The organism is Streptomyces sp. NPDC005706 (assembly GCF_040631045.1).
In the GTDB taxonomy this organism is placed as follows: Bacteria; Actinomycetota; Actinomycetes; order Streptomycetales; family Streptomycetaceae; genus Streptomyces.
This window is the reverse complement of record NZ_JBEXYS010000004.1, coordinates 32,793-57,035: the sequence shown is the minus strand read 5'-3', so window position 1 is coordinate 57,035 and position 24,243 is coordinate 32,793. Positions and strand designations below refer to the sequence as shown.

25 protein-coding genes are annotated in these 24,243 nt (G+C 73.4%); 13 read left to right on the top strand and 12 right to left on the bottom strand.

Translation table 11 applies throughout. The features are described 5' to 3' along the window. Positions 1–57 precede the first annotated feature (57 nt). Positions 58–198 (top strand): SCO1431 family membrane protein, encoded by a 141-nt coding sequence (locus ABZ478_RS09290; RefSeq protein WP_358937452.1) that lies wholly within the window; start codon positions 58–60, stop codon positions 196–198. Positions 199–278: 80 nt separating this feature from the next. Next, the gene (locus ABZ478_RS09285; protein WP_358937450.1) at positions 279–938 is read left to right on the top strand and encodes a helix-turn-helix domain-containing protein; all 660 of its coding nucleotides are present in this window, start codon (positions 279–281) and stop codon (positions 936–938) included. Between the two features lie 61 nt (positions 939–999). Here the strand turns inward: ABZ478_RS09285 and ABZ478_RS09280 are convergent, their stop codons facing one another. After that, a complete protein-coding gene (locus ABZ478_RS09280) occupies positions 1,000–2,247 on the bottom strand; it encodes a glycoside hydrolase family 18 protein (RefSeq protein ID WP_359546830.1) in 1,248 nt (415 codons plus the stop codon). A gap of 337 nt (positions 2,248–2,584) precedes the next feature. Here ABZ478_RS09280 and ABZ478_RS09275 point away from each other — a divergent pair, with 337 nt between their 5' ends. After that, positions 2,585–3,757, top strand: coding sequence for an acyl-CoA dehydrogenase (locus ABZ478_RS09275; protein ID WP_359546828.1), 1,173 nt, complete (start codon positions 2,585–2,587; stop codon positions 3,755–3,757). Here the strand turns inward: ABZ478_RS09275 and ABZ478_RS09270 are convergent. Together ABZ478_RS09270 and ABZ478_RS09265 are read right to left on the bottom strand one after the other, a co-directional pair. Then, positions 3,720–3,962 (bottom strand): hypothetical protein, encoded by a 243-nt coding sequence (locus ABZ478_RS09270; RefSeq protein WP_358937444.1) that lies wholly within the window; start codon positions 3,960–3,962, stop codon positions 3,720–3,722. The genes ABZ478_RS09275 and ABZ478_RS09270 overlap by 38 nt on opposite strands. Before the next feature lie 238 nt (positions 3,963–4,200). Further along, positions 4,201–4,638: a hypothetical protein gene (locus ABZ478_RS09265; protein WP_359546827.1), complete on the bottom strand. Its 438-nt coding sequence runs from the start codon at positions 4,636–4,638 to the stop codon at positions 4,201–4,203. Between the two features lie 290 nt (positions 4,639–4,928). Here ABZ478_RS09265 and ABZ478_RS09260 point away from each other — a divergent pair, with 290 nt between their 5' ends. The 4 genes from ABZ478_RS09260 to fxsA all read left to right on the top strand — a co-directional run bounded on the left by ABZ478_RS09260 (position 4,929) and on the right by fxsA (position 8,986). Beyond that, positions 4,929–5,369 carry an Lrp/AsnC family transcriptional regulator gene (locus ABZ478_RS09260; RefSeq protein WP_358937440.1) on the top strand — a complete coding sequence of 147 codons (441 nt, stop codon included), beginning with the start codon at positions 4,929–4,931 and terminating at the stop codon, positions 5,367–5,369. A gap of 52 nt (positions 5,370–5,421) precedes the next feature. Then, the gene (locus tag ABZ478_RS09255; RefSeq protein ID WP_359546825.1) at positions 5,422–7,026 is read left to right on the top strand and encodes an amidohydrolase; all 1,605 of its coding nucleotides are present in this window, start codon (positions 5,422–5,424) and stop codon (positions 7,024–7,026) included. Between the two features lie 534 nt (positions 7,027–7,560). Beyond that, positions 7,561–8,379, top strand: a complete 819-nt coding sequence (locus ABZ478_RS09250; RefSeq protein ID WP_359546823.1) for a polyprenol monophosphomannose synthase — start codon at positions 7,561–7,563, stop codon at positions 8,377–8,379. Positions 8,380–8,434: 55 nt separating this feature from the next. After that, on the top strand, positions 8,435–8,986 hold the full coding sequence (gene fxsA, locus ABZ478_RS09245) for an FxsA family membrane protein (RefSeq protein ID WP_359546821.1): 552 nt from the start codon (positions 8,435–8,437) through the stop codon (positions 8,984–8,986). A 110-nt stretch (positions 8,987–9,096) separates the two neighbouring features. Here fxsA and ABZ478_RS09240 read toward each other — a convergent pair whose 3' ends face one another. The 4 genes from ABZ478_RS09240 to ABZ478_RS09225 all read right to left on the bottom strand — a co-directional run bounded on the left by ABZ478_RS09240 (position 9,097) and on the right by ABZ478_RS09225 (position 12,558). Beyond that, positions 9,097–9,471, bottom strand: coding sequence for an RNA polymerase-binding protein RbpA (locus tag ABZ478_RS09240; protein WP_010046329.1), 375 nt, complete (start codon positions 9,469–9,471; stop codon positions 9,097–9,099). Between the two features lie 255 nt (positions 9,472–9,726). Continuing rightward, on the bottom strand, positions 9,727–11,073 hold the full coding sequence (locus ABZ478_RS09235) for an MFS transporter (RefSeq protein WP_359546819.1): 1,347 nt from the start codon (positions 11,071–11,073) through the stop codon (positions 9,727–9,729). A 58-nt stretch (positions 11,074–11,131) separates the two neighbouring features. Next, positions 11,132–11,908, bottom strand: coding sequence for a glycerophosphodiester phosphodiesterase (locus tag ABZ478_RS09230; RefSeq protein WP_359546817.1), 777 nt, complete (start codon positions 11,906–11,908; stop codon positions 11,132–11,134). Further along, a complete protein-coding gene (locus tag ABZ478_RS09225; protein WP_359546815.1) occupies positions 11,905–12,558 on the bottom strand; it encodes a hypothetical protein in 654 nt (217 codons plus the stop codon). Before ABZ478_RS09225 ends, ABZ478_RS09230 begins: the two co-directional genes overlap by 4 nt. Positions 12,559–12,660: 102 nt before the next feature. Between ABZ478_RS09225 and ABZ478_RS09220 the strand changes: the two genes are divergently transcribed. After that, positions 12,661–14,166, top strand: coding sequence for a PLP-dependent aminotransferase family protein (locus tag ABZ478_RS09220; protein WP_359546813.1), 1,506 nt, complete (start codon positions 12,661–12,663; stop codon positions 14,164–14,166). A gap of 94 nt (positions 14,167–14,260) precedes the next feature. On the opposite strand, the gene ABZ478_RS09215 is transcribed toward ABZ478_RS09220, so the two are convergent. Both ABZ478_RS09215 and ABZ478_RS09210 read right to left on the bottom strand, forming a co-directional pair. Further along, entirely contained in the window at positions 14,261–15,844 is a 1,584-nt protein-coding gene (locus tag ABZ478_RS09215) for a hypothetical protein (protein WP_359546812.1), read from the bottom strand. A 41-nt stretch (positions 15,845–15,885) separates the two neighbouring features. Beyond that, positions 15,886–16,080, bottom strand: a complete 195-nt coding sequence (locus ABZ478_RS09210; protein WP_199209749.1) for a hypothetical protein — start codon at positions 16,078–16,080, stop codon at positions 15,886–15,888. Positions 16,081–16,344: 264 nt separating this feature from the next. Between ABZ478_RS09210 and ABZ478_RS09205 the strand changes: the two genes are divergently transcribed. The 5 genes from ABZ478_RS09205 (at position 16,345) to ABZ478_RS09185 (ending at position 22,009) form a co-directional block, all read left to right on the top strand. Continuing rightward, a complete protein-coding gene (locus ABZ478_RS09205) occupies positions 16,345–16,737 on the top strand; it encodes an ankyrin repeat domain-containing protein (RefSeq protein ID WP_359546810.1) in 393 nt (130 codons plus the stop codon). A gap of 301 nt (positions 16,738–17,038) precedes the next feature. Then, positions 17,039–18,457 carry a HEAT repeat domain-containing protein gene (locus ABZ478_RS09200; protein WP_359546808.1) on the top strand — a complete coding sequence of 473 codons (1,419 nt, stop codon included), beginning with the start codon at positions 17,039–17,041 and terminating at the stop codon, positions 18,455–18,457. Between the two features lie 278 nt (positions 18,458–18,735). Beyond that, positions 18,736–19,866, top strand: a complete 1,131-nt coding sequence (locus tag ABZ478_RS09195) for a glycosyltransferase family 1 protein (RefSeq protein ID WP_359546806.1) — start codon at positions 18,736–18,738, stop codon at positions 19,864–19,866. Then, positions 19,863–21,044 carry a glycosyltransferase gene (locus ABZ478_RS09190; RefSeq protein WP_359546805.1) on the top strand — a complete coding sequence of 394 codons (1,182 nt, stop codon included), beginning with the start codon at positions 19,863–19,865 and terminating at the stop codon, positions 21,042–21,044. The genes ABZ478_RS09195 and ABZ478_RS09190 overlap by 4 nt, the downstream gene beginning before the upstream one ends. Then, positions 21,041–22,009: an SGNH/GDSL hydrolase family protein gene (locus ABZ478_RS09185; RefSeq protein WP_359546803.1), complete on the top strand. Its 969-nt coding sequence runs from the start codon at positions 21,041–21,043 to the stop codon at positions 22,007–22,009. Before ABZ478_RS09190 ends, ABZ478_RS09185 begins: the two co-directional genes overlap by 4 nt. Here the strand turns inward: ABZ478_RS09185 and ABZ478_RS09180 are convergent. From ABZ478_RS09180 to ABZ478_RS09170, 3 genes are read right to left on the bottom strand one after another with little or no spacing between them, the layout of a single operon-like run. Next, positions 21,910–22,779 carry a biotin-dependent carboxyltransferase family protein gene (locus ABZ478_RS09180; RefSeq protein ID WP_359546801.1) on the bottom strand — a complete coding sequence of 290 codons (870 nt, stop codon included), beginning with the start codon at positions 22,777–22,779 and terminating at the stop codon, positions 21,910–21,912. The genes ABZ478_RS09185 and ABZ478_RS09180 overlap by 100 nt on opposite strands. Before the next feature lie 40 nt (positions 22,780–22,819). Then, positions 22,820–23,437: an allophanate hydrolase subunit 1 gene (locus tag ABZ478_RS09175; RefSeq protein WP_359547494.1), complete on the bottom strand. Its 618-nt coding sequence runs from the start codon at positions 23,435–23,437 to the stop codon at positions 22,820–22,822. A 5-nt stretch (positions 23,438–23,442) separates the two neighbouring features. Further along, entirely contained in the window at positions 23,443–24,201 is a 759-nt protein-coding gene (locus ABZ478_RS09170) for a 5-oxoprolinase subunit PxpA (RefSeq protein ID WP_359546799.1), read from the bottom strand. Positions 24,202–24,243: the final 42 nt, after the last annotated feature.

Here is a 24,243-nt window from a genome sequence, read left to right as displayed (position 1 = left end):
GGTGGACAAACGGGTGGGGGGATTCCACTTCGTACGTCCGACCTCTGTGAGAACACCATGACCGCACACCCGGCCACCGCCACCCGCGTCGGCACCGGAGGCCCTGAGGAAGACGGCCCGGAGATCCTCGAGCACATCATGGGCTGGGTGCTGGTCGTCGTGGTCGCGATGCTGGTGACCCGGCTCGGTCTGCTCTGAACCGGCCCGGCCCCGCGCCGGGCCGGCATGTTCTGACATACTGCGGACTGTCCCGCCGACCTCCTAGACCAGGGTCGAAAGTGAATATGCGTCCACAGCGTGCCGCCGTCCGTCCCCGGGCGCGCGGCACCGAGCGTTCCGAGGCGCGTCGCGCCGAACTCATCGCCATCGGACGAAAGTTGTTCGCCGACACGTCCTACGACGCGCTGTCCATGGACGACATCGCCCGGCAGGCGCACGTCGCCAAGGGGCTGATCTACTACTACTTCCAGTCCAAGCGCGGCTACTACCTGGCGATCATCCACGCCTCCGTCGCCGACCTGGTCGACTTCGCCGCGAGCGGCCTCGAACTGCCCGCCGTGGACCGCGTCCACCGCACCATCGACACCTATCTGCGCTTCGCCGAGCACCACCAGGCCGCCTACCGCACCATCGTCAGCGGCGGGGTCGGCTTCGACACCGAGGTGCACGCCATCCGGGACGGCGTCCGCGAGGCCATCGTCGCCACGATCGCCGAAGGGGCCTACGGCCGCCGGGACATCGCGCCGCTGGCCCGCATGGGGCTGCTCTCCTGGGTGTGCAGCGTGGAGGGTGCCACCCTCGACTGGATCGACCGCCCCGAACTGCCCCGGGACACCATGCGCGACCTGCTGGTGAAGACCCTCGGCGGGGCGCTGCGCGCCATCGAGGAACTGGACCCGACCCACCCGGCGCCGCCGCCCGCGCGCCGCGACGCGTAGCGGGCGTGGAGCGGAGGCTCGCGCTCCTCCGCTCCACGCCCGGACGCCGATTGCCCGGAAGCTAGTTGATCGCCTTGATCAGCTCACCGTTCGCGGTGTCGCCGCTCAGCTCCCAGAGGAACGTGCCGCCGAGTCCCTGCTGCTTCTTGTACGCCATCTTCGTGCCGATGGTCGCCGGGGTGTCGTAACTCCACCAGTTGCCGCCGCACTTGGCGTAGGCCGTGCCGCCCACGGTGCCGGTGGCCGGGCACTTGGTCTTCAGCACCTTGTAGTCCTCGATGCCCTGCTCGTACGTGCCCGCCGCCGGGCCGGTCGCGGTACCGCCCGGCGCCGCCTGGGTGACGCCGGTCCAGCCGCGGCCGTAGAAGCCGATGCCGAGCAGCAGCTTCGAGGCCGGGACGCCGAGGCCCCTGAGCTTGGCGATGGTCGCCGAGGTGTGGAAGCCGGCCTTCGGAATGCCCTGGTAGGAGTTCAGCGGGGAGTGCGGGGCGGTCGGGCCGGCCGCGTCCCAGGCGCCGAAGTAGTCGTAGGTCATCGGGTTGTACCAGTCGACGTACTGCGCCGCGCCCGCGTAGTTCGCCGCGTCGATCTTGCCGCCGCTGGTGGCGTCCGCGGTGATCGCCGCGGTGACCAGGCTGCCGGAGCCGAACTTCGACCGCAGGGCGGCCATGACGTTCTTGAAGGCCTCCCGGCCGCTGGTGTCACAGGTGTTGCCGCAGGCGTTCGGGTACTCCCAGTCGATGTCGACGCCGTCGAAGACGCCCGCCCACTTGGAGTTCTTCACCAGGTCGTAGCAGGACTGGGCGAAGGCGGCCGGGTTCTTCGCGGCCTCGCCGAATCCGCTCGACCAGGTCCAGCCGCCGAACGACCACAGCACCTTCAGGCCCGGGTGCTTCTTCTTCAGCTTGAGCAACTGGTTGAAGTTGCCGCGCAGCGGCTGGTCCCAGGTGTCGGCCACGCCGTCTACGGACTCGGCGGCGGTGTAGGCGCGGTCGGTGGCCGCGTACGAGTCGCCCATCGCGCACTTGCCGCCGGTGACGTTGCCGAAGGCGTAGTTGATGTGGGTGAGCCTGGCCGCGGAGCCCGAGGTCTCGATGTTCTTGACGAAGTACTTGCGGTCGTAGGTGCCCCATTCGGTGAAGTAGCCGACGACCTTGGAACCGGCCTTGACCTGGGGTGCCGCCGGAGCGGCCGGGGCGGCGGCGGTCGCGGTGCCCGCGCCGGCCAGGAGCCCGGCGCCGAGAACGGCGGAACACGCGGCGGCGACGAGCGCCCGGAACCGGGCGCGGGGGCGGTGGGGAGTGTGCATCGGGGTGGCTCCTCGTGGGGGAGAGGGGAACGCGCGCCGATTGGCATGAACGCGGTAAAGCGTTGGTCATGCACAGTAGGAGGACTAGACCAATAGGTCAATGGTTCGGACCAATCCCGGGGGCGGGTAACGCTTCGGCTGGATTCTTGGAGTAAGCGGTCGTTAACTGGTGACGGGAGGTCGCTGATCGGGCATACTCACGGCACACAGCCGCTGGTCAGCAGCTTCCGAGACCCGGAAGCGGGTGCCTCGGCCGGAACCGGAACGACCAGGCGGAGCCGCCCCACCCAAGGCGCACATCCGCCCCGTGTGCCCGAACAGGGAGGAGACCGACGCCATGTCCGACCGCGACCCGCAGCCGGTGGAGCGTCTACTGCCGACGGAAGAGGCGAGGGATCTGCTCGCGCTCGTCCGTGAGCTGGCGCAGCGCGAGATCGCGCCGAAGGCCGCCGAGGAGGAGGACGCCGGGCACTTCCCGCGCGAGGTCTTCACCCTGCTCTCGGAAACGGGCCTGCTGGGCCTGCCGTACGACTCCGAGTACGGCGGCGGTGACCAGCCCTACGAGGTCTACCTCCAGGTCCTGGAGGAACTGGCCGCGGCCCGCCTGACCGTCGGCCTGGGCGTCAGCGTGCACACCCTCGCCTCCTATGGGCTCGCCGCCTACGGCACCAAGCAGCAGCAGGTCGAGCACCTGCCCGCCATGCTCGGCGGCGGCCTGCTGGGCGCCTACTGCCTCTCCGAGCCGTCCTCCGGCTCCGACGCGGCCTCCCTGCGTACCAAGGCCGTGCGTGAGGGCGACGACTGGGTGATCACCGGCACGAAGGCCTGGATCACACACGGCGGCATCGCCGACTTCTACACCGTGATGGCCCGCACCGGGGAGCCCGGACCGCGCGGGATCACCGCCTTCCTGGTGCCCGGCGACGCCGAGGGGCTGAGCGGCGCGGTGCCCGAGAAGAAGATGGGCATGAAGGGCAGCCCGACCGCCCAGGTCCACCTCGACGGCGTCCGGGTGCCCGACAGCCGGCGCCTCGGTGAGGAGGGGCAGGGCTTCGCCATCGCCCTGTCCGCCCTCGACTCGGGCCGGCTCGGCATCGCGGCCTGCGCCATCGGCCTGGCCCAGGCGGCGCTGGACGAGGCGGTCGCCTACGCCGCCGAGCGCCGGCAGTTCGGACGGAGCATCGGCGACTTCCAGGGCCTGCGCTTCATGATCGCCGACATGGCCACCCAGATCGAGGCCGGCCGGGCGCTCTACCTCGCCGCGGCCCGGCTGCGCGACGCGGGCAGGCCGTTCGCCAAGCAGGCCGCCATGGCCAAGCTGCACTGCACCGACACGGCCATGAAGGTCACCACGGACGCCGTGCAGATACTCGGCGGCTACGGCTACACCGCCGACTTCCCGGCCGAGCGCTACATGCGCGAGGCCAAGGTCCTGCAGATCGTCGAGGGCACCAACCAGATCCAGCGGATGGTCATCGCCCGTCACGTGGCAGGGCCGGAGGGTCGCTGAACTCGCCGCTGCGCACCGTCGGGGCCGCCAGCCTGATCCACTCCGGATCGTGGCGGCCCGGCAGGGTGCGGCCTCCGTCGGCCCAGGTGCGCATGAGAGCGCGGTAGATGGGCGGGTCCTGCGGCGCGGACGGCGCCACCGGTCCTGCGGGGCGGGGTACGAAGATCCGGCGCTGACGCCCGGTGGCCGTGTGCAAGGCGGTCATGCCCGGAAGAACGCGGCGTGGGCCGGGCGGGTCACCGCCCGGTGGAATCGAGCTTCAGTTCACCGGCGTCCGCTTCCGTGCGCCGCTGGAACCGCCGTGCCGGCGGACCCTGCGGGCGCTCGCTCCGCAGAGGCTGATTCCGGACGTGTCCGTCCCGCTTCCGGACGTGCCCGTCCCGCGCCGCGGCGGCTCGCGCGGCCGCGGTGCGGGACGACGTGTCCGTGAAAGGTGAGGCGGCTCAGGCCGCCTGGCGGCCCATCGACTGCACGCGCATCGGGCGCGAGCCCGGGCCCCCGACGTGCGAGAAGGGCTGCGTCCGCCAGTTCAGACCCTGGGGGAGCGTGAGCAGCAGGGCGGTGTCCTGCTCCTGCGGGGCGAAGGACTCGTCCGCGGGGCGGGCCTCGGTCGCGGCGCGGCCCGTGCCCGCGCAGACCGTCAGGCCGAACGGGTTCCACGGCGAGGCGCACAGCGCGTGCTCCGGCAGGAACTCCTCGTCCGCCAGCAGCGCGATCGGCTGCGCGCAGTCCGGGCAGAGCACCCGGTACATCTCGAAGGTGTCGTAGGCGTCGAGTTCGTCGGCCAGGTCGGCGTCTGGTTCGACGCCCTCCGGCTCGGGTTCGACGACCGGCTGCTGCCGCTTGGACGCGGATCGACCAGGGCGCTTGACACTCTGCATGGGATTCTCCCCCTAAGGCTGGGCCGTGAAGGCACTGCGGCCTCGACCACAGCAAGCACTTCCCGCCACGTCCGGGGGGTAATCACGAGAACATCACGGAGGATGCCCGTCCGCTGTGGTCTTCGTCACATGCCCCGTGCGGACGTCCGGTGCGGCGCTTTTGTCCCCCGTCGTCCGCCCGTATCGCACCCCGCCGACTCGGCCCCGGCCTCCGCGCACCTCGCAAACCGGGCATGACCAGCGTTGCCCAGGTATCCGAGGAGATCACGCGCACTGTAGGTTTTGGCGCCATGGAGGAGCTGGATCGTCAGATCGTGCAGCTGCTCGTCAAGGACGGGCGGATGAGCTACACAGACCTGGGCAAGGCCACGGGCCTGTCCACGTCGGCCGTGCACCAGCGGGTGCGCCGGCTCGAACAGCGTGGCGTCATCCGTGGCTACGCCGCGGTCGTCGACCCCGAGGCCGTCGGGCTGCCGATGACCGCTTTCATCTCGGTGAAACCGTTCGACCCCAGCGCGCCCGACGACATCGCGGACCGCCTCGCCGGCGTCCCCGAGATCGAGGCCTGCCACAGCGTCGCCGGCGACGAGAACTACATCCTCAAGGTGCGTGTGTCCACCCCGCACGAACTGGAGGAGCTGCTCGCCCGGCTGCGCGGCCTGGCCGGGGTCTCCACGCGCACCACCGTCGTGCTGTCCACCCCGTACGAGGCGCGCCCCCCGAGGATCTGAACCGTCCGCCCCGGTGCCGCGCGTGCCCCACGCGCGCGAGAGACTGTGGGGCATGAGTGAGCAGTCCGCCGACCCCAAGACCGTCCTCCTGCGCCGCGGAGAGGTCCACAGCCCCGCCGACCCCTTCGCCACCGCCATGGTGGTGGAGCGGGGCCAGGTCGCCTGGGTCGGCTCCGAGGGCGCCGCCGACGCCTTCGCCGACGGCGTGGACGAGGTGGTCGACCTTGACGGCGCCCTGGTCACCCCCGCCTTCACCGACGCCCATGTGCACACCACCGCCACCGGCCTCGCGCTGACCGGCCTCGACCTGTCCGACGCGCCTTCCCTGGAGGCGGCCCTCACCCTGGTCCGCGACTTCGCCGCCGCCCGGCCCGGCGACCGGGTCCTGCTCGGCCACGGCTGGGACGCCGCCCGCTGGCCCGGCGGCCGGCCGCCGACACGCGCGGAACTCGACACCGCCACCGGCGGCCGCCCGCTCTACCTCTCCCGCATCGACGTGCACTCGGCGGTCGTCACCACCGCCCTGCTGGACCTGGTTCCCGGCGCCGTCACCCGCGAGGACGCGCCGCTCACCGCCGACGCCCACCACGCCGTGCGCGAGACCGCCCTCTCCGCCGTCACACCGGCTCAGCGCGCCGAGGCGCAGCGCACCGCCCTCGCCCACGCCGCCTCCCTCGGCATCGGCTCGGTGCACGAGTGCGGTGGCCCGCAGATCTCCTCCGAGGACGACTTCACCGCCCTGCTGCGGCTCGCGGCCGAGGTGCCCGGGCCGCGCGTGATCGGCTACTGGGCCGAGCAGAACGTCGACAGGGCCCGCGAGCTGGGCGCGCTCGGCGCCGCCGGTGACCTCTTCGTGGACGGCGCCCTCGGCTCGCACACCGCCTGTCTGCACCAGCCGTACGCCGACGCCGGGCACGCCGGTACCGCCTACCTGGACGCCGACGCCGTCGCCGCCCATGTCGTCGCCTGCACCGAGACGGGGCTCCAGGCGGGCTTCCACGCCATCGGCGACGCGGCCGTCACCGCGGTCGTGGAGGGCGTGCGCGCGGCCGCCGAGAAGGCGGGCCTCGCCCGGGTCCGCGCGGCCCGGCACCGCGTCGAGCACGCCGAGATGCTCACGCCCGAGGCGGTGGCCGCCTTCGCCGAGCTGGGCCTGATCGCCTCGGTACAGCCGGCCTTCGACGCGCTCTGGGGCGGCGAGGACGGCATGTACACCCGCCGTCTGGGCGCCGAGCGGGCCCGCGCCCTCAATCCGTTCGCCGCGCTGCTGCGGGCCGGGGTCCCCCTGGCGTTCGGCTCCGACAGCCCGGTCACACCGCTCGACCCCTGGGGCACGGTCCGTGCCGCCGCGTTCCACCACACGCCCGAGCACCGGGTGTCCGTCCGGGCCGCGTTCACCGCCCACACCCGTGGCGGCTGGCGGGCCATCGGCCGCGACGACGCCGGCGTCCTGGTGCCCGGCGCGCCCGCCGACTACGCCGTCTGGCACACCGGTGAGCTGGTCGTCCAGGCCCCCGACGACCGGGTGGCCCGCTGGTCCACCGACCCGCGCTCCGGCACCCCCGGCCTGCCCGATCTGAGCCCCGGTGGCGAGCTGCCCCGCTGCCTGCGCACCGTGGTCGGCGGGCGGACGGTGTTCGTACGGCCGGGCGAGTGATCTCCGGGGGTGGCGCGACGGCGCTCACGGGGCGCCGCAGCCTCGCCCTACCTGCGCATCCTCCGGGTTCGCCGCACAAGGCGGTACGTCCGTGCAGGTCAGGCGGCTGTTGACAGTCGGCGGCCGGGGGCCGGTAGGTTCGGCGGAGTCCACCACCGGACGCCCGACCGTGGAGTGTTCGCGCACTCGTCGCAGCGCCGCTGGGTCAGGGACGGTGTGCCGCACCGGGCACCGCCACTGGCAGCCAGGCTCAGCGCCCGCGCCGACGGGGGAACGCTCCGGCCGGTCGGCAAGGTGTGACCCGGGTGGGGCCCGGTTGCTCAGTAGACAACGGCTTTCGGTCGACCCGCAGCCAGCGGGTCCCAGGTCGGCCCGAAGGGCGCCGGGCCCCCATCCGCAGTGGAACGCGGATGCCGAAAAGCACATTCTTACCCCACGCTTGAGGAAACAACACCACCGTACGACCGTGCCGTCGCGTCATCGCAGACCGCGGCCACTATGGTGGACGCCTGCGTACGACATGAAGGGGCAGCAGTGAACGACGGCGACGGGACCCTCGCGGCCAAGGCCCAGGGGAGGCAGTTCGGTCCGCTCGGCACGGCCTTGGTGATCATCCCGACCTACAACGAGGCGGAGAACATCAAGTCCATCGTCGGCCGGGTACGCAAGGCCGTCCCCGAGGCGCACGTACTGGTGGCGGACGACAACAGCCCCGACGGCACCGGCAAACTGGCCGACGAACTGGCCGCCGATGACGACCACGTCCAGGTGCTGCACCGCAAGGGCAAGGAGGGCCTGGGCGCCGCCTACCTGGCGGGCTTCCGCTGGGGCATGGAACACGGCTACGGCGTGCTGGTCGAGATGGACGCCGACGGCTCCCACCAGCCCGAGGAACTGCCCCGGCTGCTCACCGCGCTCAAGGGCGCCGACCTGGTGCTCGGCTCACGCTGGGTGCCCGGCGGCCGGGTGGTGAACTGGCCCAAGTCCCGCGAGTTCATCTCCCGGGGCGGCAGCCTCTACTCCCGCCTCGCCCTGGACCTGCCGCTGCGCGACATCACCGGCGGCTACCGCGCATTCCGCCGCGAGACCCTCGAGGGCCTGGGCCTGGACGACGTCGCCTCGCAGGGCTACTGCTTCCAGGTCGACCTGGCCCGGCGCGCGGTGAAGGCCGGCTACCACGTGGTCGAGGTGCCCATCACCTTCGTGGAGCGCGAACTCGGCGACTCCAAGATGAGCCGCAACATCGTGGTCGAGGCGCTGTGGCGGGTCACCGCCTGGGGTGTCGGGGACCGCGTCGGCAAGGTCACCGGCAAGGCCGGGCAGGACCGGACCCGGCCGCACGGCACCCGCTGACCGTCCCGCCGCCCCGCTTATCCCGCGCTGAGCCGCGGCCAGGCACACTGGGAGCATGACGACTGGCGTTCCCACCTCTCCTTCCGCCGCCCGGCCCCGCCGATCCCGGCTGCGCAGGTATCTGCCGCTGGGGCTCGCCGTGTGGCTGGTGCTGGAGATCTGGCTGCTGACCCGGGTCGCGGGCGTGGCCGGCGGCCCCACCGTGTTCCTGCTCCTGGTGGCGGGCGTGGTCGTCGGCTCGGTGATCATCAAGAGGGCGGGGCGCCGCGCCTTCCAGAACCTCAACGAAGCACTGCAGCGAGGCGGTTCGCCGGCCCGCGGCGGCGGCAACGGGCTGCTGATGCTCGGCGGTCTGCTGCTGATGATCCCGGGCCTGGTGTCCGACGTGGCCGGACTGCTCCTGTTGCTCCCGCCGGTCCAGAAGGCCGTGAGCCGCTGGACCGAGCGCACCCTCGACCGCAGGTTCCGCCGTGCCGCCCCGGGCAGCCTGGGCGACGCCTTCCAGCAGGCCCGCATGCACCGCCCCGACGGCAAGGTGGTGCAGGGCGAGGTCATCAGGCAGGACACCCCCGAGCCCAGCGAGCAGCGCCCCCCGCTGACCCGCTGAGGCCTCTCGGGCAGGCCGCTCGGCGCGGTTGTTCCGGGACAGCACGAAAAAACCGCGGGCGCCGTACGTGGATCACGTACGGCGCCCGCGGTTTCTCGTGTGTTCTCGCGTCAGGCGCTCTTGCGGCTGTCCCTGGGGTGAATCGCGATGTTCATCGCCCCCGAGCGCAGAACCGCCAGGCGCTCCTCGAGGACCTCTTCGAGTTCCTCACGGGTGCGCCGCTCCATCAGCATGTCCCAGTGGGTACGCGCGGGCTTGGCCTTCTTCTCTTCAGGGCCGTCGCCGTCCACCAGGAGTGCCTGGGCCCCGCAGACCTTGCACTCCCACTCCGGCGGGATCTCCGCCTCGACCGAGAAGGGCATCTCGAACCGGTGCCCCTTCTCGCATGCGTACTCCACGGCCTGGCGCGGAGCCAGGTCGATACCGCGGTCCGTCTCGTAGCTGGTCACTACGAGGCGCGTACCGCGAAGAGCTCGCTCACTCATGAATCGTGCCTCCCGGGCTTGTCGCCCACAGGACAGGTGTCGCTGTCGTCGTCATCCGGTCAACGTCCGGTCGGCGGTAAAGATTCCCGTTCCGGGTCATGCGTCGCCGTCGTAGCCGCCCCTTGTTCTACCCACAGGCGCCCGGTTTGTCACATCTGCTAGCAGATGTCACCCAGCGTTTCGGCATCTTTGACGCGCAGTAACGGTACGCCTGGCAGGCCAAACGCGTACACTACCGCCCTTTCGTGTCGAGTGCTAAATCGTGTCCGGAATCGTGTTGCCCGCATCCTCGATCGCACGCCGCACCGGCACCCGGGCGAGCAGCGCGAACCCGATGACGAAGAAGGCCACCAGCGAGACGATCGCCGAGCGGTAGCTCCCGGTGAGCTGGTAGGTCACACCGAACAGCAGCGGGCCGAGCCAGCTCATCCCGCGGTCGCTCATCTCGTACGCGGAGAAGTACTCCGCCTCCTTGCCGGCCGGCACCAGATGGGAGAAGAGCGACCGGGACAGCGCCTGGCTGCCGCCGAGCACCAGCCCGATCCCGGCGGCCAGGACGAAGAACCACACCGGCGCCCCGGCGGGCAGGAAGTAGCCGGCCGCCAGCGTGACCGTCCAGGCGACCAGTGACCCGAGGATGGTCCGCTTGGCCCCGTGGCGCCGCGCAAGCCGCCCCATCGCGAGCGCCCCCGCCACCGCCAGCACCTGAACCAGCAGCACCGCCGTGATCAGCGTGGACTGCCCGAGCCCGAGTTCCTCCGAGCCGTAGACGGAGGCTTGGGAGATCACCGTCTGGATGCCGTCGTTGTAGACCAGGTAGGCAAGCAGGAAGGCCAGCGTCAGCGGATGCCGGCGCATGTCCCGGAGCGTCGCGGCGAGCTGCCGCGGACCGGGTGCGGCGGCGCCCTCCACGCGCGTGTGCCGGTCGCGCAGCCGCCGCAGCGGTACGAGGGTGAAGACGCCCCACCACAGTCCGGCCGAGGCCAGGCAGACGCGTACGGCGGCCGTCTCCGTCAGGCCGAAGGAGGCGTGCGCCGAGTACAGGACGAGATTCGCGACCAGCACCAGGGACCCGGCCGCGTAGCCGAACGCCCAGCCGCGGGAGGAGACCGCGTCGCGCTCCCCGGGCGGCGCGATCTGCGGCAGGTAGGAGTTGTAGAGCATCATCGCGACCGACTGCGCCGCGTTGGCCACGACCAGGAGCGCTCCGCCGAGCAGGTACCGGTCGCCGTCCAGGAAGAACATGCCCGTGGTGGCCGCCGCCCCGGTGTACGCCGCCGCCCCGAGCAGCGGCTTCTTGCGGCCCGTGCGGTCCGCCGCGCTGCCCACCAGGGGCATCACCACGACGGCGAGGATCACCGACAGGGACACCGAGTAGGCGAAGAAGGAGCCCGCCCGGACCGGGATGCCCAGGGGGTGCACATAGCCGTCGGCGTCGGCCGCGGTCCTGGCGACCGAGGTCAGGTACGGACCGAGGAACACGGTCAGGACGCTGGTCGAATAGACCGAGCACGCCCAGTCGTAGAAGTACCAGCCGCGCTGCTCGCGCCGCCGGCCCGCGGCTTCGCCGGCCGTCCCCGCCCGCACGGTGTCGGTGCCCACCCGTGCCCTCGCTTCCCCGCCGTGCCGTGCGAAGGCCGGGATGCGGGTGCCGGGCCGCTCAGACCCAGACGCCGCGGTCCTCCATGACCTTGCGCAACGTGTCGATGTGATCGGTCATGATGCCATCGACGCCGAGGTCCAGGAGCCGGTGCATCCGCTCCGGCTCGTTGACGGTCCACACGTGCACCTGCAGCCCGCGCGCGTGGGCGGCGCGCACGAAGCGGTGGTCCACCACCGGGACGCCCGACTGGGCCTCGGGCACCTGGGCGGCCACTGCCGACCGGCGCACCGCGGCCGGCAGCCCCCAGGAGCGCAGCCGCAGGCTGAGCACTCCCCGCGTGCCGAACGAGGTGGCCAGGCGCGGCCCGGCCAGCCGCTGCGCCCGCAGCACCCGGGCCTCGGAGAACGAGCCCACGCACACCCGGTCCCAGGCGTCCGTGCGCTCGATCAGCTTCAGCAGGGGCCGCAGCGCCGGTTCCGCCTTGACGTCCACGTTCCAGCGGGCCTCGGGGAAGGTCTCCAGCAGCTCCTCGAAGAGCGGCACCGGCTCGCTCCCCGCCACGCGCGCGTGCCGTACGTCCTGCCACGGCAGGTCGGCGATGCGGCCCGCGCCGTCGGTGACCCGGTCCAGCGTCGCGTCGTGGAAGGCGACGAGCCTGCCGTCCGCCGTCGCGTGCACATCGGTCTCGATGTACCGGTAGCCCAGCTCGACGGCGCGCCGGAACTGGGCCACGGTGTTCTCCAGTCCGTCGGCCGCCCCGCCCCGGTGGGCGAAGGCGATCGGGCCCGGATGGTCCAGGTACGGGTGGCGCAGGGGCGGGGTCGTGAGGGTCACGGACGCAGTATCGCCCCATCGGGTGTCACCGCGGCAACGACGGTGCTGCCGCCCGGTGCCGGCGGGGCGGCGAACACCTTCAGGAAGAGCTGTGCCAGCGGGCCGATGGACACCGCGTAGAGCACGGTCCCGATCCCGATGGTGCCACCCAGGGCGAACCCGGTGACCACCACGGTGACCTCGACCACCGTCCGCATCAGCCGGATCGAGCGGCCGGTGCGCCGGTGCAGCCCCGTCATCAGCCCGTCGCGCGGGCCCGGGCCGAAGCTCGCCGCGATGTACAGGCCGGTCGCCGCGCCGTTGAGCACGATGCCCGCCACCAGCAGCGGGACGCGCACGGCGAGAGCGTGCACGTCCGGCAGGAGAGCGAGGGTGCCGTCCATGGCGAGGCCGACCACGAAGACGTTGGAGACCGTGCCGAGGCCGGGCCGCTGGCGCAGCGGGATCCACAGCAGCAGCACCACCGCCCCCACGGCGATCGACACCACGCCGATGGTCAGCCCGGTGAGCTCGGCGAGCCCCTGGTGCAGCACGTTCCAGGGTTCGAGGCCCAGTCCCGCGGCCACGAGCAGTGCCGAACTCGCGCCGTACAGCGCGAGGCCCGCGTACAACTGGATCAGCCGTCGTCCGAGACGGCCGGAGGTGGACACGACATACCCCCCTGGGTGGTGGCGGTGGACCGACGCATGTCACTCTGTAGCTCGGGAGGACATCCCATCCATGGCCAATCCGGGGAAGGTGGACTGATCGGCATGGCGCATTGGACCTCTGCGGTGGGCGCCACACAGCTCGCCCGGCTGCTGACGTCGCAGCAGGACCGCCCGGCGGGCCCCGGCAGCCGCCGCCCGCCCGCCTACCGCGCCCTGGCCGACGGCATCCGGCTGCTGGTCCTCGAGGGCCGGGTCCCCGTGGCCGCCCGCCTCCCCGCCGAGCGTGAACTCGCCCTCGCCCTCACCGTCAGCCGGACCACGGTCGCCGCCGCCTACGAGGCGCTGCGCGCCGAGGGCTTCCTCGAGTCCCGGCGCGGAGCCGGCAGCTGGACGGCCGTGCCGGCCGGCAACCCGCTGCCCGCGCGCGGCCTGGAACCCCTGCCGCCCGAGGCGCTCGGCTCCGTCATCGATCTGGGCTGTGCCTCACTCCCGGCCCCGGAACCCTGGCTCACCCGTGCGGTCCAGGGCGCTCTGGAGGAACTGCCGCCCTACGCCCACACGCACGGCGACTACCCGGCCGGGCTGCCCGCCCTGCGCTCGATGATCGCCGAGCGCTACACAGCGCGCGGGATCCCCACCATGCCCGAGCAGATCATGGTGACGACCGGTGCGATGGGCGCCATGGACGCGATCTGCCATCTCTTCGCGGGCCGCGGCGAGCGCATCGCCGTCGAGTCGCCGTCGTACGCCAACATCCTCCAGCTCATGCGGGAGGCGGGCGCGCGGCTCGTGCCGGTCGCCATGGCCGAGGGGCTGACCGGATGGGACATGGACCGCTGGCGGCAGGTCCTGCGGGAGGCCGCGCCCCGGCTCGCCTACGTCGTCGCCGACTTCCACAACCCGACCGGCGCGCTCGCCGACGAGGACCAGCGGCGCCGGCTGGTGGACGCGGCCCGCTCGGCGGGCACCGTCCTCGTCGCCGACGAGACGATGACCGAGCTGTGGCTCGACGAGGAGTACGACGCCGGGATGCCGCGCCCGGTCTGCGGCTTCGATCCGGCCGGATCCACCGTCATCACGGTCGGCTCGGCCAGCAAGGCCTTCTGGGCGGGCATGCGCATCGGCTGGGTGCGCGCGGCCCCGGACGTGATCCGCAGCCTGGTCGCCGCGCGCGCGTACGCCGATCTCGGCACCCCCGTGCTGGAACAGCTGGCGGTGAACTGGCTCTTCAGCACCGGCGGCTGGGAACAGGCCGTGGCGCTGCGCCGGGCGCAGGCCCGCGAGAACCGCGACGCCCTGGTGGCCGCGCTGCGCCGGGAACTTCCGGACTGGGAGTTCGAGGTCCCGAAGGGAGGCCTGACCCTGTGGGTCCGCGCGGGCGGCCTCTCCGGATCGAGGCTGGCCGAGGTGGGGGAGCGGGTCGGCGTCCGGGTCCCCTCGGGGCCCCGTTTCGGCGTCGACGGCGCCTTCGAGGGCTACGTACGCCTTCCGTTCACGGTGGGCGGAGCCGTGGCGGACGAAGCGGCGGCCCGCCTGGCGGCCGCATCCCGTCTGGTGAGGACGGGCGCGACGGTCGACGCGGAGTCCCCCAGGACCTTCGTGGCGTAGTGAACACCCGCCCGTGCCGTCCCCGACCGCGCGCACGCACCCGTGCCCCGAAGGCCCGTGCGTCAAAGGTTCCCGCGTCAAAGGCCCGGGGGCCTCACGAGCTTTCGGCGGCGACCACCGCCGGCTCCGCCTCGACCCCCTCCGCGTCCGCGGGCGTGGTGCGAGGCGGCAGCAACGCCATCACCGCCTGCCGGTCCGTATCGCTCGTCGCGTCGTCGTAAGGATCCGGCGTCGCCGGCACCTGGAGCCGGTGCACCGGCCCCGTCCCCAGCCGCGCGTACCCGCGCCCCGGCGGCACCTGGGCCGGCGGACTCGTGTGCGGCGGCATCCCCAGCACCGACTCCACCTGCTGCGGCGACGCGGGCCCCAGCACGACACGCGCGCGCGTGTGCTGCCGTACCGCCTCGCTCAGCGACTCCGCGCTGTCGAACTGCTCGGCGACCACCACGGTCACGTTCGCGGCCCGCCCGTGCCGCAGCGGCACCTGAAGGAAGGTCTGCGGATCCCTGCGGTGGTCCGCCTCCGCGAGGTGGGTGAAGACGGTCGGCCGGTCCAGCAGGATCCACAGCGGTCGCCTGGTGTCCTCGGGCGGCGGGTCGCCCGCCTGCCGGGCGCGGTTGACGGCGGTGAGCCGCCGCTCGGTCTCCTGCGCGGCCCACTCCAGGCTGGCCAGCGCCCCGGCCGGCGCGCACTCCACGGCCAGTACGCCGTCCCGGCCGATCAGGCACGCGTACTCACCGGTGCCGCCGCCGTCGACGACGAGCACGTCGCCGTACTGGAGGGCCTGCAGGGCGATCGAGCGCAGCAGGGTCGAGGTACCGCTGCCGGGATGGCCCATGGCCAGCAGGTGCGGCTCGGTGGAGCGGATGCCGGTGCGCCAGACGACCGGCGGCACGTCCCGCTGCTCCTCTTCGTAGGAGAGCGGCAGCGTGCGCTGGACCTCGCTCGGGTCGGTGAACCCGAGGACCGTCTCGCCGGGTGAGGTGACGAACCGCTGGGCGGCGACGCCGGCGGGGAGTGGCGCGAGGACGGACACCGTGAGCCGGTTGCCCTCCTCGTCCCAGCCGAAGTGGTACTCGCGGCCCCGCCCGGCCTTCGCGGCGAGCAGATGCTCGATCCGCGCGCGGGCCGCGGCCTCGCCGTCCGGGAAGTACGCGGGATAGCGGATGACGAGGTGGGCGACGCGCGCTCCGTCGTCGAACTCGTGTGCCTCGAAGGCCTTCGCCCACTCCCCGCCGTGCGCGTACAGCGGTGCCGGGTCCTCGGCGGTGGAGAAGTACGGCACGAGGGCCTCGTAGAGCGACCGGAGGCGCTCGGCCTGTGTCTCGTCGGGCCCTTCGGGCACCGGCGGGGTGCGGTCGCGGCCCTGCCGGGCCGCCGCCGCCATCACGGTGATGACGGCGAGCAGCGGTCCGTACGGCATCAGCGCCACGACCAGGACCACGGAGGCCGCCAGGAACAGCAGCGGCCCGCGCTTGTCCTTGGGGGTCTCGGCCCACCTGCGCCGCCCGGCCGAGGCCAGCCGGCGCAGCCCGCGCGAGATCGTGATCAGCGGGTGGAGGACGTCGGTGGCGCTGTCGGCCGCCGTCCGGGCCAGCTCCCGGCTCCGGGCGATCTGCGTCCGGGCGATCTGCGCGCTGTCTTTGCTCAGAATGCGGGGAAGAGGGCGCCGGGCCACTGCTGTCTCCTGTTGGTGCGTACGGGCGGGGTGTTCGGGCGTCAGAACTTGATGCCTCCCAGCAGGCTCGCCAGACTCTCGCCGCCTGCCTTGATGCTGGGGGCGATGGCCGTGCTGGAGAGATAGAAACCGAACAGGGCCGAGACGCAGGCGTGCGAGCCCTTGAGCCCGTCCTTGCGGAAGAAGAGGAAGACGACGATGCCGAGCAGGACGACGCCGGACATGGAGAGGATCATTTGAGACCTCCTGGTGTCGAGGGGGACAGTCACCGTGAGTACTTCCAGGATCACAGGATGTATCTATACTACAAAAGGTGCAACTGGGTGAATTTCGGTGCTTTTCCCTCGACTGGTGGAGCCGTCGACGGGTCGCTTGAACAGGGCGCTCGCGTCCGCCGGGGTCTGGGGCGATCTTTACCTCGGGCACTTCCGGTCATGTGAGGCGCGAGCCAGTACCCTTGCGATTCACCTGAACGGTTGCAACGAGAGGCGGTCACGTCGATGAGTGACGTTCCCGACCCCGAGGTCGTGGAGCTGGCGACCAAGATCTTCGATCTGGCCCGGCAGGGGCGGGCGGACGAGCTCGTGGCGTATGTCGACGCCGGCGTGCCCGCCAACCTCACCAACGACCGCGGCGACTCCCTGGTGATGCTCGCCGCCTACCACGGTCACGCCGACGCGGTGCGCGCCCTGCTCGCCCGGGGCGCCGAGGCCGACCGGATCAACGACCGGGGCCAGACCCCGCTCGCGGGAGCAGTGTTCAAGGGTGAGACGGAAGTGATCCGAGCCCTTCTGGAGGGCGGCGCCGACCCGGTCGCGGGGACCCCCTCGGCCGTCGACACGGCGCGCATGTTCGGCAAGGCGGAACTCCTGGAGCTGTTCGGCGCGCACTGAAGCGGCCGTTCTGACCAGGCACGACACACACAACGGGGGAGGCGGTACAAGGCCGCCGGAAATACGGTCGCGGCAGCTCACAGCGCCGGGTCATCATGACGACGTGGTTCACGGTCGCGATGGCTGGGCAGGTGTCGCCGCACCGCGCGGACCGTGACGCGGTCCGCATGGGCCACCGACGAGAGGCAGAGAGAGATGGTCTACAGCAAGCAAGAGACGGCGGGCGCTCCGACGTTGTGTCACGCGGCCAGGTAATGCGTGTTTCCCGGTTGCGTCGACGCTTGATGTGAGGCTGTTTCCCATGTTCGATCCGGTCATAGCGCCCAGCGGTACGCTGCTCGGCCTGCTCCAGCGGGGCCGCGGCGACGGCACGCTGCACGCGCTCACCGCCCCGCGCGCCGAGGCGCTCGCGGCCCTGAACCACTGTGTGCTGCGCGATCCCCGCCACGACTGGCAGGTGGAGAACCGCTCCCTCTACTACGCCCGGCTCTTTCTCGACCTGAACGGCGAACTGGACGCCGTCGAAGCGCACCTCTTCGGCGCCGAGGACGTCCTCGACTCCGAGGAGTCCCGTACCGGCCTCGCCCTGGCCGTGCTCGGGCACCTCGCCTCCTACGGCAGGCGCGACGCGCTCGAGCTGCTGCGCAGGTACGCCGCCCACGGCTCCAACTGGGCCTGGGCCCTGGACGAGCTGGCACTCCGGGACGACGACGCGGGCCTGCGCGCCCTCGCCGCCCCGGTCCTGGCCCGCTTCGCCACCGACCCGGAGGGCGAGGCCGAACTGGCGGCAGCCGTCCGCGACGCCTTCGAGCCGAGGCCCTGGCGGCTGTGGGCCGAGGATCCGCGCGCGTCGATCGCCACGCGCGTGCGTGCCGCCCAGGAGACCGGCTGTTTCGACCGCTGGCAGCGCCAGATGCGTCCCACCGGGCCACGTCCGGGCTGGAGCGTGCGAGCCGTCTTCGAGTGGGCCCAGCAGGGCATCGAACGCGGCGCCGCCCTCCATGTGCCTGCCGCCCGCTGCCTGGTCGCCGTGGCAGGTCCGGACGACCGGCCGGAGATCCTCCGGGCCGCCCGGACCGGCACGGACGGAGCCCGTTGCACGGCGCTGCGCTACCTGGCCGACAGCGACGACCCCGAAGCCCTCGGCCTGATCGAGGCCGCGGTCGCCGACGGAACCTCGGTCGTCGTTGAGGCCGCCGTCGACGCCTTCGAACGGATGCGCAGTATCGCCGCCGTCCAGCGCGCCCGCGGCTGGGCCCAGCGTCCCGACGTCCTCGGGGCCGCCGCCGGCCGCATGCTCGCCTGCCGCGGCGGGGCCCAGGACAGCGACCTCGTCCTTGGCGCCCTGCGCGAGGCCGTGCGCGGTGAGGGGCCCGACGCGGCCACGCTGTGGACCCTGGTCGACGGCACCGGACGCCTCGGCATCGCCTGCGCGGCCCCGGTGCTGCGCCACATCTACCGCGAGACGGCCTCCTCCCATCTGCGGGGCCGCGCCGCCCGCGCCCTCGCCGCCACCGACCCCTCCTTCGCCACCGGCTTCGCCGTCGAGTGCCTGTGGGACTGCGAGGAGACCACCAGGGAGATCGCCGCCCGGCACGCCGAGACCGGCGACATCCGCGTCGTCGAGAGGCTCCGCCGCCTCGCCGCCGACCCGGCCGAGGAGGACGAGGTGCAGACGGCGGTCCGCAGCCGCTTCGGACCGGACGCGCAGACCATGTGACCGGATCCTTCCGCCCGGGCCCTGCCGGCGTCAGGGGCCCGGCAGGCACCGGCCGGGCCTGCGGGGGACGCGCCCGGCGTGCCCCCGTCGGCCGTCGTCGTGTGCACGCCGCGCGGGCGGGGAATCCGCCCGCGTGTGAACACCGGGTGACCCGCGGGGCAGGCGGGCATGGCGGCCGCCCGACCCGCGCGGGTGTGCGGTCCAACGCTCATGGGACGTTCCCCGGCCGGAAAGATCGACGTTGACACGGCCACGTCCAGTACGGCGACAACACCGGTATGCGTGTCGTCATCGTGACCGAATCCTTTCCCCCCGACGTGAACGGCGTCGCCCACTGCGCGCTCCAGACCGCCCGCCACCTCGTGGACCGCGGTCACCATCCGCTCGTCGTCGCTCCGGCCACCGCACCCGGTACCAGGGCCGACGCCCTGGCGGAACCCTGCCCCGTCGTCCGTGTCCCCTCCCTCCCCCTGCCCGGCTACCCGCAGGTCCGGGTGGCGCTGCCCAGCCGGCGGCTCGCCGCCGCGCTCACCGGGCACCGGGCCGACCTGGTCCACCTGGCCGGCCCCTTCGTCCTCGGCGTCCGGGGCATGGCGGCCGCCGCCCGGCTCGGCATACCCGCCGTCGCCGTCTACCAGACCGATCTGGCCGGATACGCCCGTACCTACATGGGGGCCGGTGAGGCGGCCGCCTGGCGCCGGATCCGCTCCGTGCACACCGCCGCCGACCGCACCCTCGCCCCGTCCAGCGCAGCCCTGCGCGACCTCGAGGCACACGACGTGCCCCGGGTCCGGCTGTGGCCGCGCGGTGTGGACACCGTCCGTTTCCGGCCGGACCAGCGCAACGAGGCGCTGCGCCGTGAACTCGCTCCGAACGGCGAGGTGATCGTCGGCTACATCGGCAGGCTCGCCCCCGAGAAGCAGGTCGACCTCCTGTCCGGTGTCTGCGGGCTGGAGGGCGTTCGGGTCGTGGTGGTCGGCGACGGACCCAGCCGCGCCCACCTGACCGCGGCCCTGCCGGGCGCGGTCTTCCTGGGCCGGCGCACCGGTGACGACCTCGCCCGGATCTTCGCCTCGCTGGACCTGTTCGCTCACACCGGCCCCTTCGAGACGTTCTGCCAGACCGTCCAGGAGGCCATGGCCAGCGGCGTGCCCGTGGTGGCCCCCGCCGCCGGCGGGCCGCTCGACCTGGTCGCCCACGGGCGTACCGGCCTGCTCGTCCCCCCGCGCGACGCGGCCGCCGTACAGGAGGCGGTGCGCACCCTGGCCGCCGACGCGGGGCTGCGGGCCGCGTACGGGGCCGCCGGCCGGGCGACGGTCGAGGGACGCACCTGGGCCGCCGTCGGCGACCGGTTGATCGGGCACTACGAGGACGTGCTCGCCGCACGGAAGACGGCGGTGGCGGCATGACCGGCACACCCCTGCGCATCGTCCGGCTCGCCAACTTCGTCACCCCGGCCTCCGGCGGCCTGCGCACCGCCCTGCGGGAACTGGGCAAGGGCTTCCGGGCAGCGGGCCACGAACCGGTGCTGGTGGTGCCGGGCGAACGGCACTCCGACCGCGACACGGAACAGGGCCGGGTCATCACCCTGCCCGGACCCGTGCTGCCCGGCACGGGCGGCTACCGCGTCCTGGCCGACAGACGGCGCCTGGCCGCACTCCTGGAGCGACTGGCCCCGGACCGCCTGGAGGTGTCCGACCGCACCACCCTGCGCTGGACCGGCCGCTGGGCGCGCCGCGCGCGCGTACCCGCCGTCATGGTCTCCCACGAGACCGCCGACGGCGTGCTGCGGACCTGGGGCCTGCCGGAACACCTCGCCCGGCGGACCGCCGACGCCCTCAACACCCGCACCGCGCACGTCTACGCGCGCGTGGTGTGCACCACGGAGTTCGCCGAGCGCGAGTTCGTACGCATCGGCGCGCGCAACGTCGTACGCGCCCCGCTCGGCGTCGACCTGACCGAGCGGCACCCCGTCCTGCGGGACCCCGGGCTGCGGGCTCTTCACGCGCGCGGTGACGAGGCGCTGCTCGTCATGTGCTCACGGCTGTCCGTGGAGAAGCGGCCCGGAACCGCCCTGGACGCCCTGGAGGCCCTGCTGCGGCGGGGCCGGCGGGCGGTGCTGGTGGTGGCCGGGGACGGACCGCTGAGGGGGCGGCTGGAGCATCGCGCGCGCGAACGCGGACTGCCGGTGGCCTTCCTGGGCCACGTCGCGGACCGGGCGGACCTCGGCACGCTCCAGGCGTCCGCCGACGTGTGCCTCGCGCCCGGACCCGCCGAGACCTTCGGGCTGGCGGCGCTGGAGGCCATGGCGTGCGGGACGCCCGTGGTGGCGAGCGCGTCCTCGGCGCTGCCCGAAGTGCTCGGGTCCGCGGGAGTGGCGGCGGCCGACCGGGGTGACGCCTTCGCGGACGCCGTGGAACTGCTGCTGTCGCGCTCCGAGCCCGAGCGGAGGGAGGCGGCACGCGCGCGTGCCGAGTGCTTCGGCTGGGGCGCGGCGGTGGAGGCGTTCCTCGCCGCGCACGACGCGGAGGTGATCGGGAGTGCGGACGCTCCGGCCCGTCCCGCCACCCGGGAGGGCGCGGCATGAGAGCTGTCCGCTTCGTGGCGCTGGGCGACTCGCTGACGGAGGGCGTGGGCGACCCGCTCGGGGAGGCCTGGCGGGGCTGGGCCGCCCTGCTGGCCCCCGCCCTCACGCAGGACCCCGGCCGGACGGAGTTCACCAACCTGGCCGTCGGCGGAGCGCGGACGCGGGACGTGCGCGAGTCGCAGACCCCGGCGGGGCTCGCGCTGCGTCCGGACCTGGTCTCCGTGGTCGTCGGCGTCAACGACACGCTGCGCCACACCTTCGACGTCGACGCCGTGGCCGTCCGGCTCGACCAGGTGTACGCGGCGTTCACCGGCCAAGGTGCCACGCTGCTCACCGCCTGCCTGCCCGATCCCGGTGCGATGCTGGGGCTCCCGGGCGCACTGGCCCGCCCACTGGCCCGCAGGCAGCGGGCGGTCAACACCATCGTGCACGCGCTCTCCGACCGGTACGGGGCGGTCCACCTGCACGCCTCGGAGGGTGCCTGGCTCACCGACCGCGCCCTGTGGAGCGCGGACCGGCTGCACCCGGGCGAGCGCGGCCACCGGCAGCTCGCCGTCCGTTTCCACGCCGTGCTGGCGGCGGCGGGCCTCGCCACCGGCACACCGCCGTCCACCGAACCGGAGTTCCCCGCTCCGACCCGTGCGGCGAGCCTGCGGTGGCTCGCCACCGCCGGGACCGGCTGGGTGGCCCGGCGCTGCACCGACCTGCTGCCCCAACTGCTGCGGCTGGCGGCGGACGAGGCGCGGCACCGCGCGCGAGGCACCGCCGACCGCCTCGACCTGCGCGCGTCCGCCGCGGTGTCACAGGCACTGGCCGCCCTGCCCGCGGCCCGGCGTGGCGAGGACGGCCGGACCGGCGCCGTGGATCAGCGGCGCCGTACCGCCACGAAGCGCACCGGGGTGCCCGGGACGGCCTGCGCGGCCGCCGGGAGGTCGGCCGCGCGCACCACGGCGATCACCGGATAGCCCCCGGTGGTCGGATGGTCGGCCAGGAACACCACCGGGCGGCCGTCCGGCGGGACCTGGACCGCGCCGAGCACCATGCCCTCGCTGGGGAGTTCCCCGCCGAGGGCCCGCTCCAGGGCGGGTCCCTCGGTGCGCAGGCCGATGCGGTTGCTCGCCGGGGAGACCCGGTATGAGCGCGTGGTCAGCGTCCGCAGCGCGCCCGCGGTGAACCAGCCGTCGCGCGGGCCCGTCGTCACCCGGAGCACCAGTTCGGCCGGCGGCCCCGGCTGGGGGGCGGCGTCCACGCGCGCGGGAGGGCCGGCCGGGGCGCCCAGCGGCAGCACCGCGCCGTCCGTGAGGGGCGCGGGACCGAGGCCGGACAGCAGGTCGCGGGAGCGGCTGCCGAGGACCGGCTCCACGGCGATGCCGCCGGCCACGGCCACATAGGCGCGCAGACCGGCCACGGCCGTGCCCACCTCCAGCAGCTCACCGGCGGGCACGGCGACCGGGGCACCCCAGGCGGCCGGCCGGCCGCTCACCGTGACCGGGCACGGGGCGCCCCCGACCGCGACGGTCACCGTCGAACGCGGGCGCAGCGCACAGCCGTTGACCGTCGTCTCCAGGACCGCCGCGTCCACCGGATTGCCGGCCAGCCGGTTGACGAGAGCCGCCGCGCGCGGATCGAGCGCTCCGGAGCGGGGCACGCCGAGGTGGGCGTGACCGGGGCGTCCGCGGTCCTGCACCGTGGTCAGGGCCCCGGCCCGCACCACGACGAGCGCACGGTCGCTCACGTGCCCTCCCCGGTCACCGCGCACACGCGTGCGTACGCCCTCACGCGTCCCCCACCGGTATGAAGCGCACCCGTGTGCCCGGTGAGAGCAACGCGGCCGGTACGCGCGCGTGGTCCCACAGCACCGCCTCCGTGGTGCCGATCAGCTGCCAGCCGCCCGGCGAGGAGCGCGGGTAGACACCCGTGTACGGCCCCGCCAGCGCCACGGCACCGGCCGGTACCGCCGTGCGCGGAGTGGCCCGGCGCGGGACGTCGTAGCGGGCGGGCAGCCCGGTGAGGTAGCCGAAACCGGGCGCGAACCCGCAGAAGGCCACCGTGAACTCGGTGTCCGCGTGGATCCGGGCGACCTCGCTCACGGGCACCCGCCAGTGGGCGGCGACCTCGGCGAGGTCCGGGCCGTCGTAGCGCACGGGGAGTCGGACCGGCTCGCCCGTGTGCGGGGGAGAGGCGGGCGCTTCGGAGGAGGCCAGTTCGGATGCCAGGCGGGCCGGGTCGGCGAGGCCGTCGAGCAGGACCGTACGGGCCGCCGGGACGATCTCGCGGACGGTCAGCGAACCCTCCGCGCGGCGCAGCAGCAACTCCGCGTGCAGGGCCCGCGCCTGCGCGCCGGAGGCGACCTCCACCAGCAGGGCGTCGTCACCGACGGGGAGTGCCGTCACGCGGCTCATGCGAAGGCCTCCACCCGGACGCCCGCAGCCTCCAGCCGCTCGCGCACCCGGCGGGCCAGATCCACCGCGCCGGCCGTGTCACCGTGCAGGCACAGCGAGCGGGCGCGCACCTGGATTCGCGCGCCGGAGTGCGCGACCACCGAGCCGGAGAGCGCGAGATCCACCGAGCGTTCCACGACGGTCTCCGGATCGCTCACCACGGCGCCGTCCCGGTCGCGCGGCAGCAGCGTGCCCGCGTCGGTGTAGGCGCGGTCGGCGAACGCCTCCGTGACGGCGGGCAGGCCCGCCTTCCCGGCCAGCTCCAGCAACCGCGAGCCGGGCAGGCCCAGAACCGGCAGCGAGGCATCGGCCAGCAGCACGCCGTCGACGACCGCCGCGGCCTGGTCCTCGTCGTGCACCACCCGGTTGTAGAGCGCGCCGTGCGGCTTGACGTACGCCACGCGCGCGCCCGCCGCCCGGGCGAACACCTCCAGGGCACCGATCTGGTAGGCCACTTCGGCCGCCAGCTCGGCGGGCGGCACGTCCATCGCGCGCCGCCCGAACCCGGCGAGGTCCCGGTAGGAGACCTGCGCGCCGATCGTCACCCCGCGCGCGGCGGCCAGCTCGCACACCCGGCGCATGGTGGCCGCGTCGCCGGCGTGGAAACCGCAGGCCACGTTGGCGCTGGTGACGACGGACAGCAGTCGCTCGTCGTCGGTCAGCCGCCAGCGGCCGAAGCCCTCGCCCAGGTCGGCGTTCAGATCGATCGCGGTCATGGTCCCTCGTGTCTTTCCGGTCCTCGTGTCGGGTGTCGTCCG

Coding starts and splice junctions, on each gene's coding strand:
- ABZ478_RS09210 (WP_199209749.1), bottom strand. CDS start 16,080: ATGATCCTCTCCATGTCCGGCGTCGTCCTGCTCGGCATCGTCGTCTTC.
- ABZ478_RS09205 (WP_359546810.1), top strand. CDS start 16,345: ATGAGTGACGTTCCCGACCCCGAGGTCGTGGAGCTGGCGACCAAGATC.
- ABZ478_RS09275 (WP_359546828.1), top strand. CDS start 2,585: ATGTCCGACCGCGACCCGCAGCCGGTGGAGCGTCTACTGCCGACGGAA.
- ABZ478_RS09265 (WP_359546827.1), bottom strand. CDS start 4,638: ATGCAGAGTGTCAAGCGCCCTGGTCGATCCGCGTCCAAGCGGCAGCAG.
- ABZ478_RS09200 (WP_359546808.1), top strand. CDS start 17,039: ATGTTCGATCCGGTCATAGCGCCCAGCGGTACGCTGCTCGGCCTGCTC.
- ABZ478_RS09280 (WP_359546830.1), bottom strand. CDS start 2,247: ATGCACACTCCCCACCGCCCCCGCGCCCGGTTCCGGGCGCTCGTCGCC.
- ABZ478_RS09240 (WP_010046329.1), bottom strand. CDS start 9,471: ATGAGTGAGCGAGCTCTTCGCGGTACGCGCCTCGTAGTGACCAGCTAC.
- ABZ478_RS09260 (WP_358937440.1), top strand. CDS start 4,929: ATGGAGGAGCTGGATCGTCAGATCGTGCAGCTGCTCGTCAAGGACGGG.
- ABZ478_RS09195 (WP_359546806.1), top strand. CDS start 18,736: ATGCGTGTCGTCATCGTGACCGAATCCTTTCCCCCCGACGTGAACGGC.
- ABZ478_RS09220 (WP_359546813.1), top strand. CDS start 12,661: ATGGCGCATTGGACCTCTGCGGTGGGCGCCACACAGCTCGCCCGGCTG.
- fxsA (WP_359546821.1), top strand. CDS start 8,435: ATGACGACTGGCGTTCCCACCTCTCCTTCCGCCGCCCGGCCCCGCCGA.
- ABZ478_RS09170 (WP_359546799.1), bottom strand. CDS start 24,201: ATGACCGCGATCGATCTGAACGCCGACCTGGGCGAGGGCTTCGGCCGC.
- ABZ478_RS09190 (WP_359546805.1), top strand. CDS start 19,863: ATGACCGGCACACCCCTGCGCATCGTCCGGCTCGCCAACTTCGTCACC.
- ABZ478_RS09255 (WP_359546825.1), top strand. CDS start 5,422: ATGAGTGAGCAGTCCGCCGACCCCAAGACCGTCCTCCTGCGCCGCGGA.
- ABZ478_RS09185 (WP_359546803.1), top strand. CDS start 21,041: ATGAGAGCTGTCCGCTTCGTGGCGCTGGGCGACTCGCTGACGGAGGGC.
- ABZ478_RS09270 (WP_358937444.1), bottom strand. CDS start 3,962: ATGACCGCCTTGCACACGGCCACCGGGCGTCAGCGCCGGATCTTCGTA.
- ABZ478_RS09290 (WP_358937452.1), top strand. CDS start 58: ATGACCGCACACCCGGCCACCGCCACCCGCGTCGGCACCGGAGGCCCT.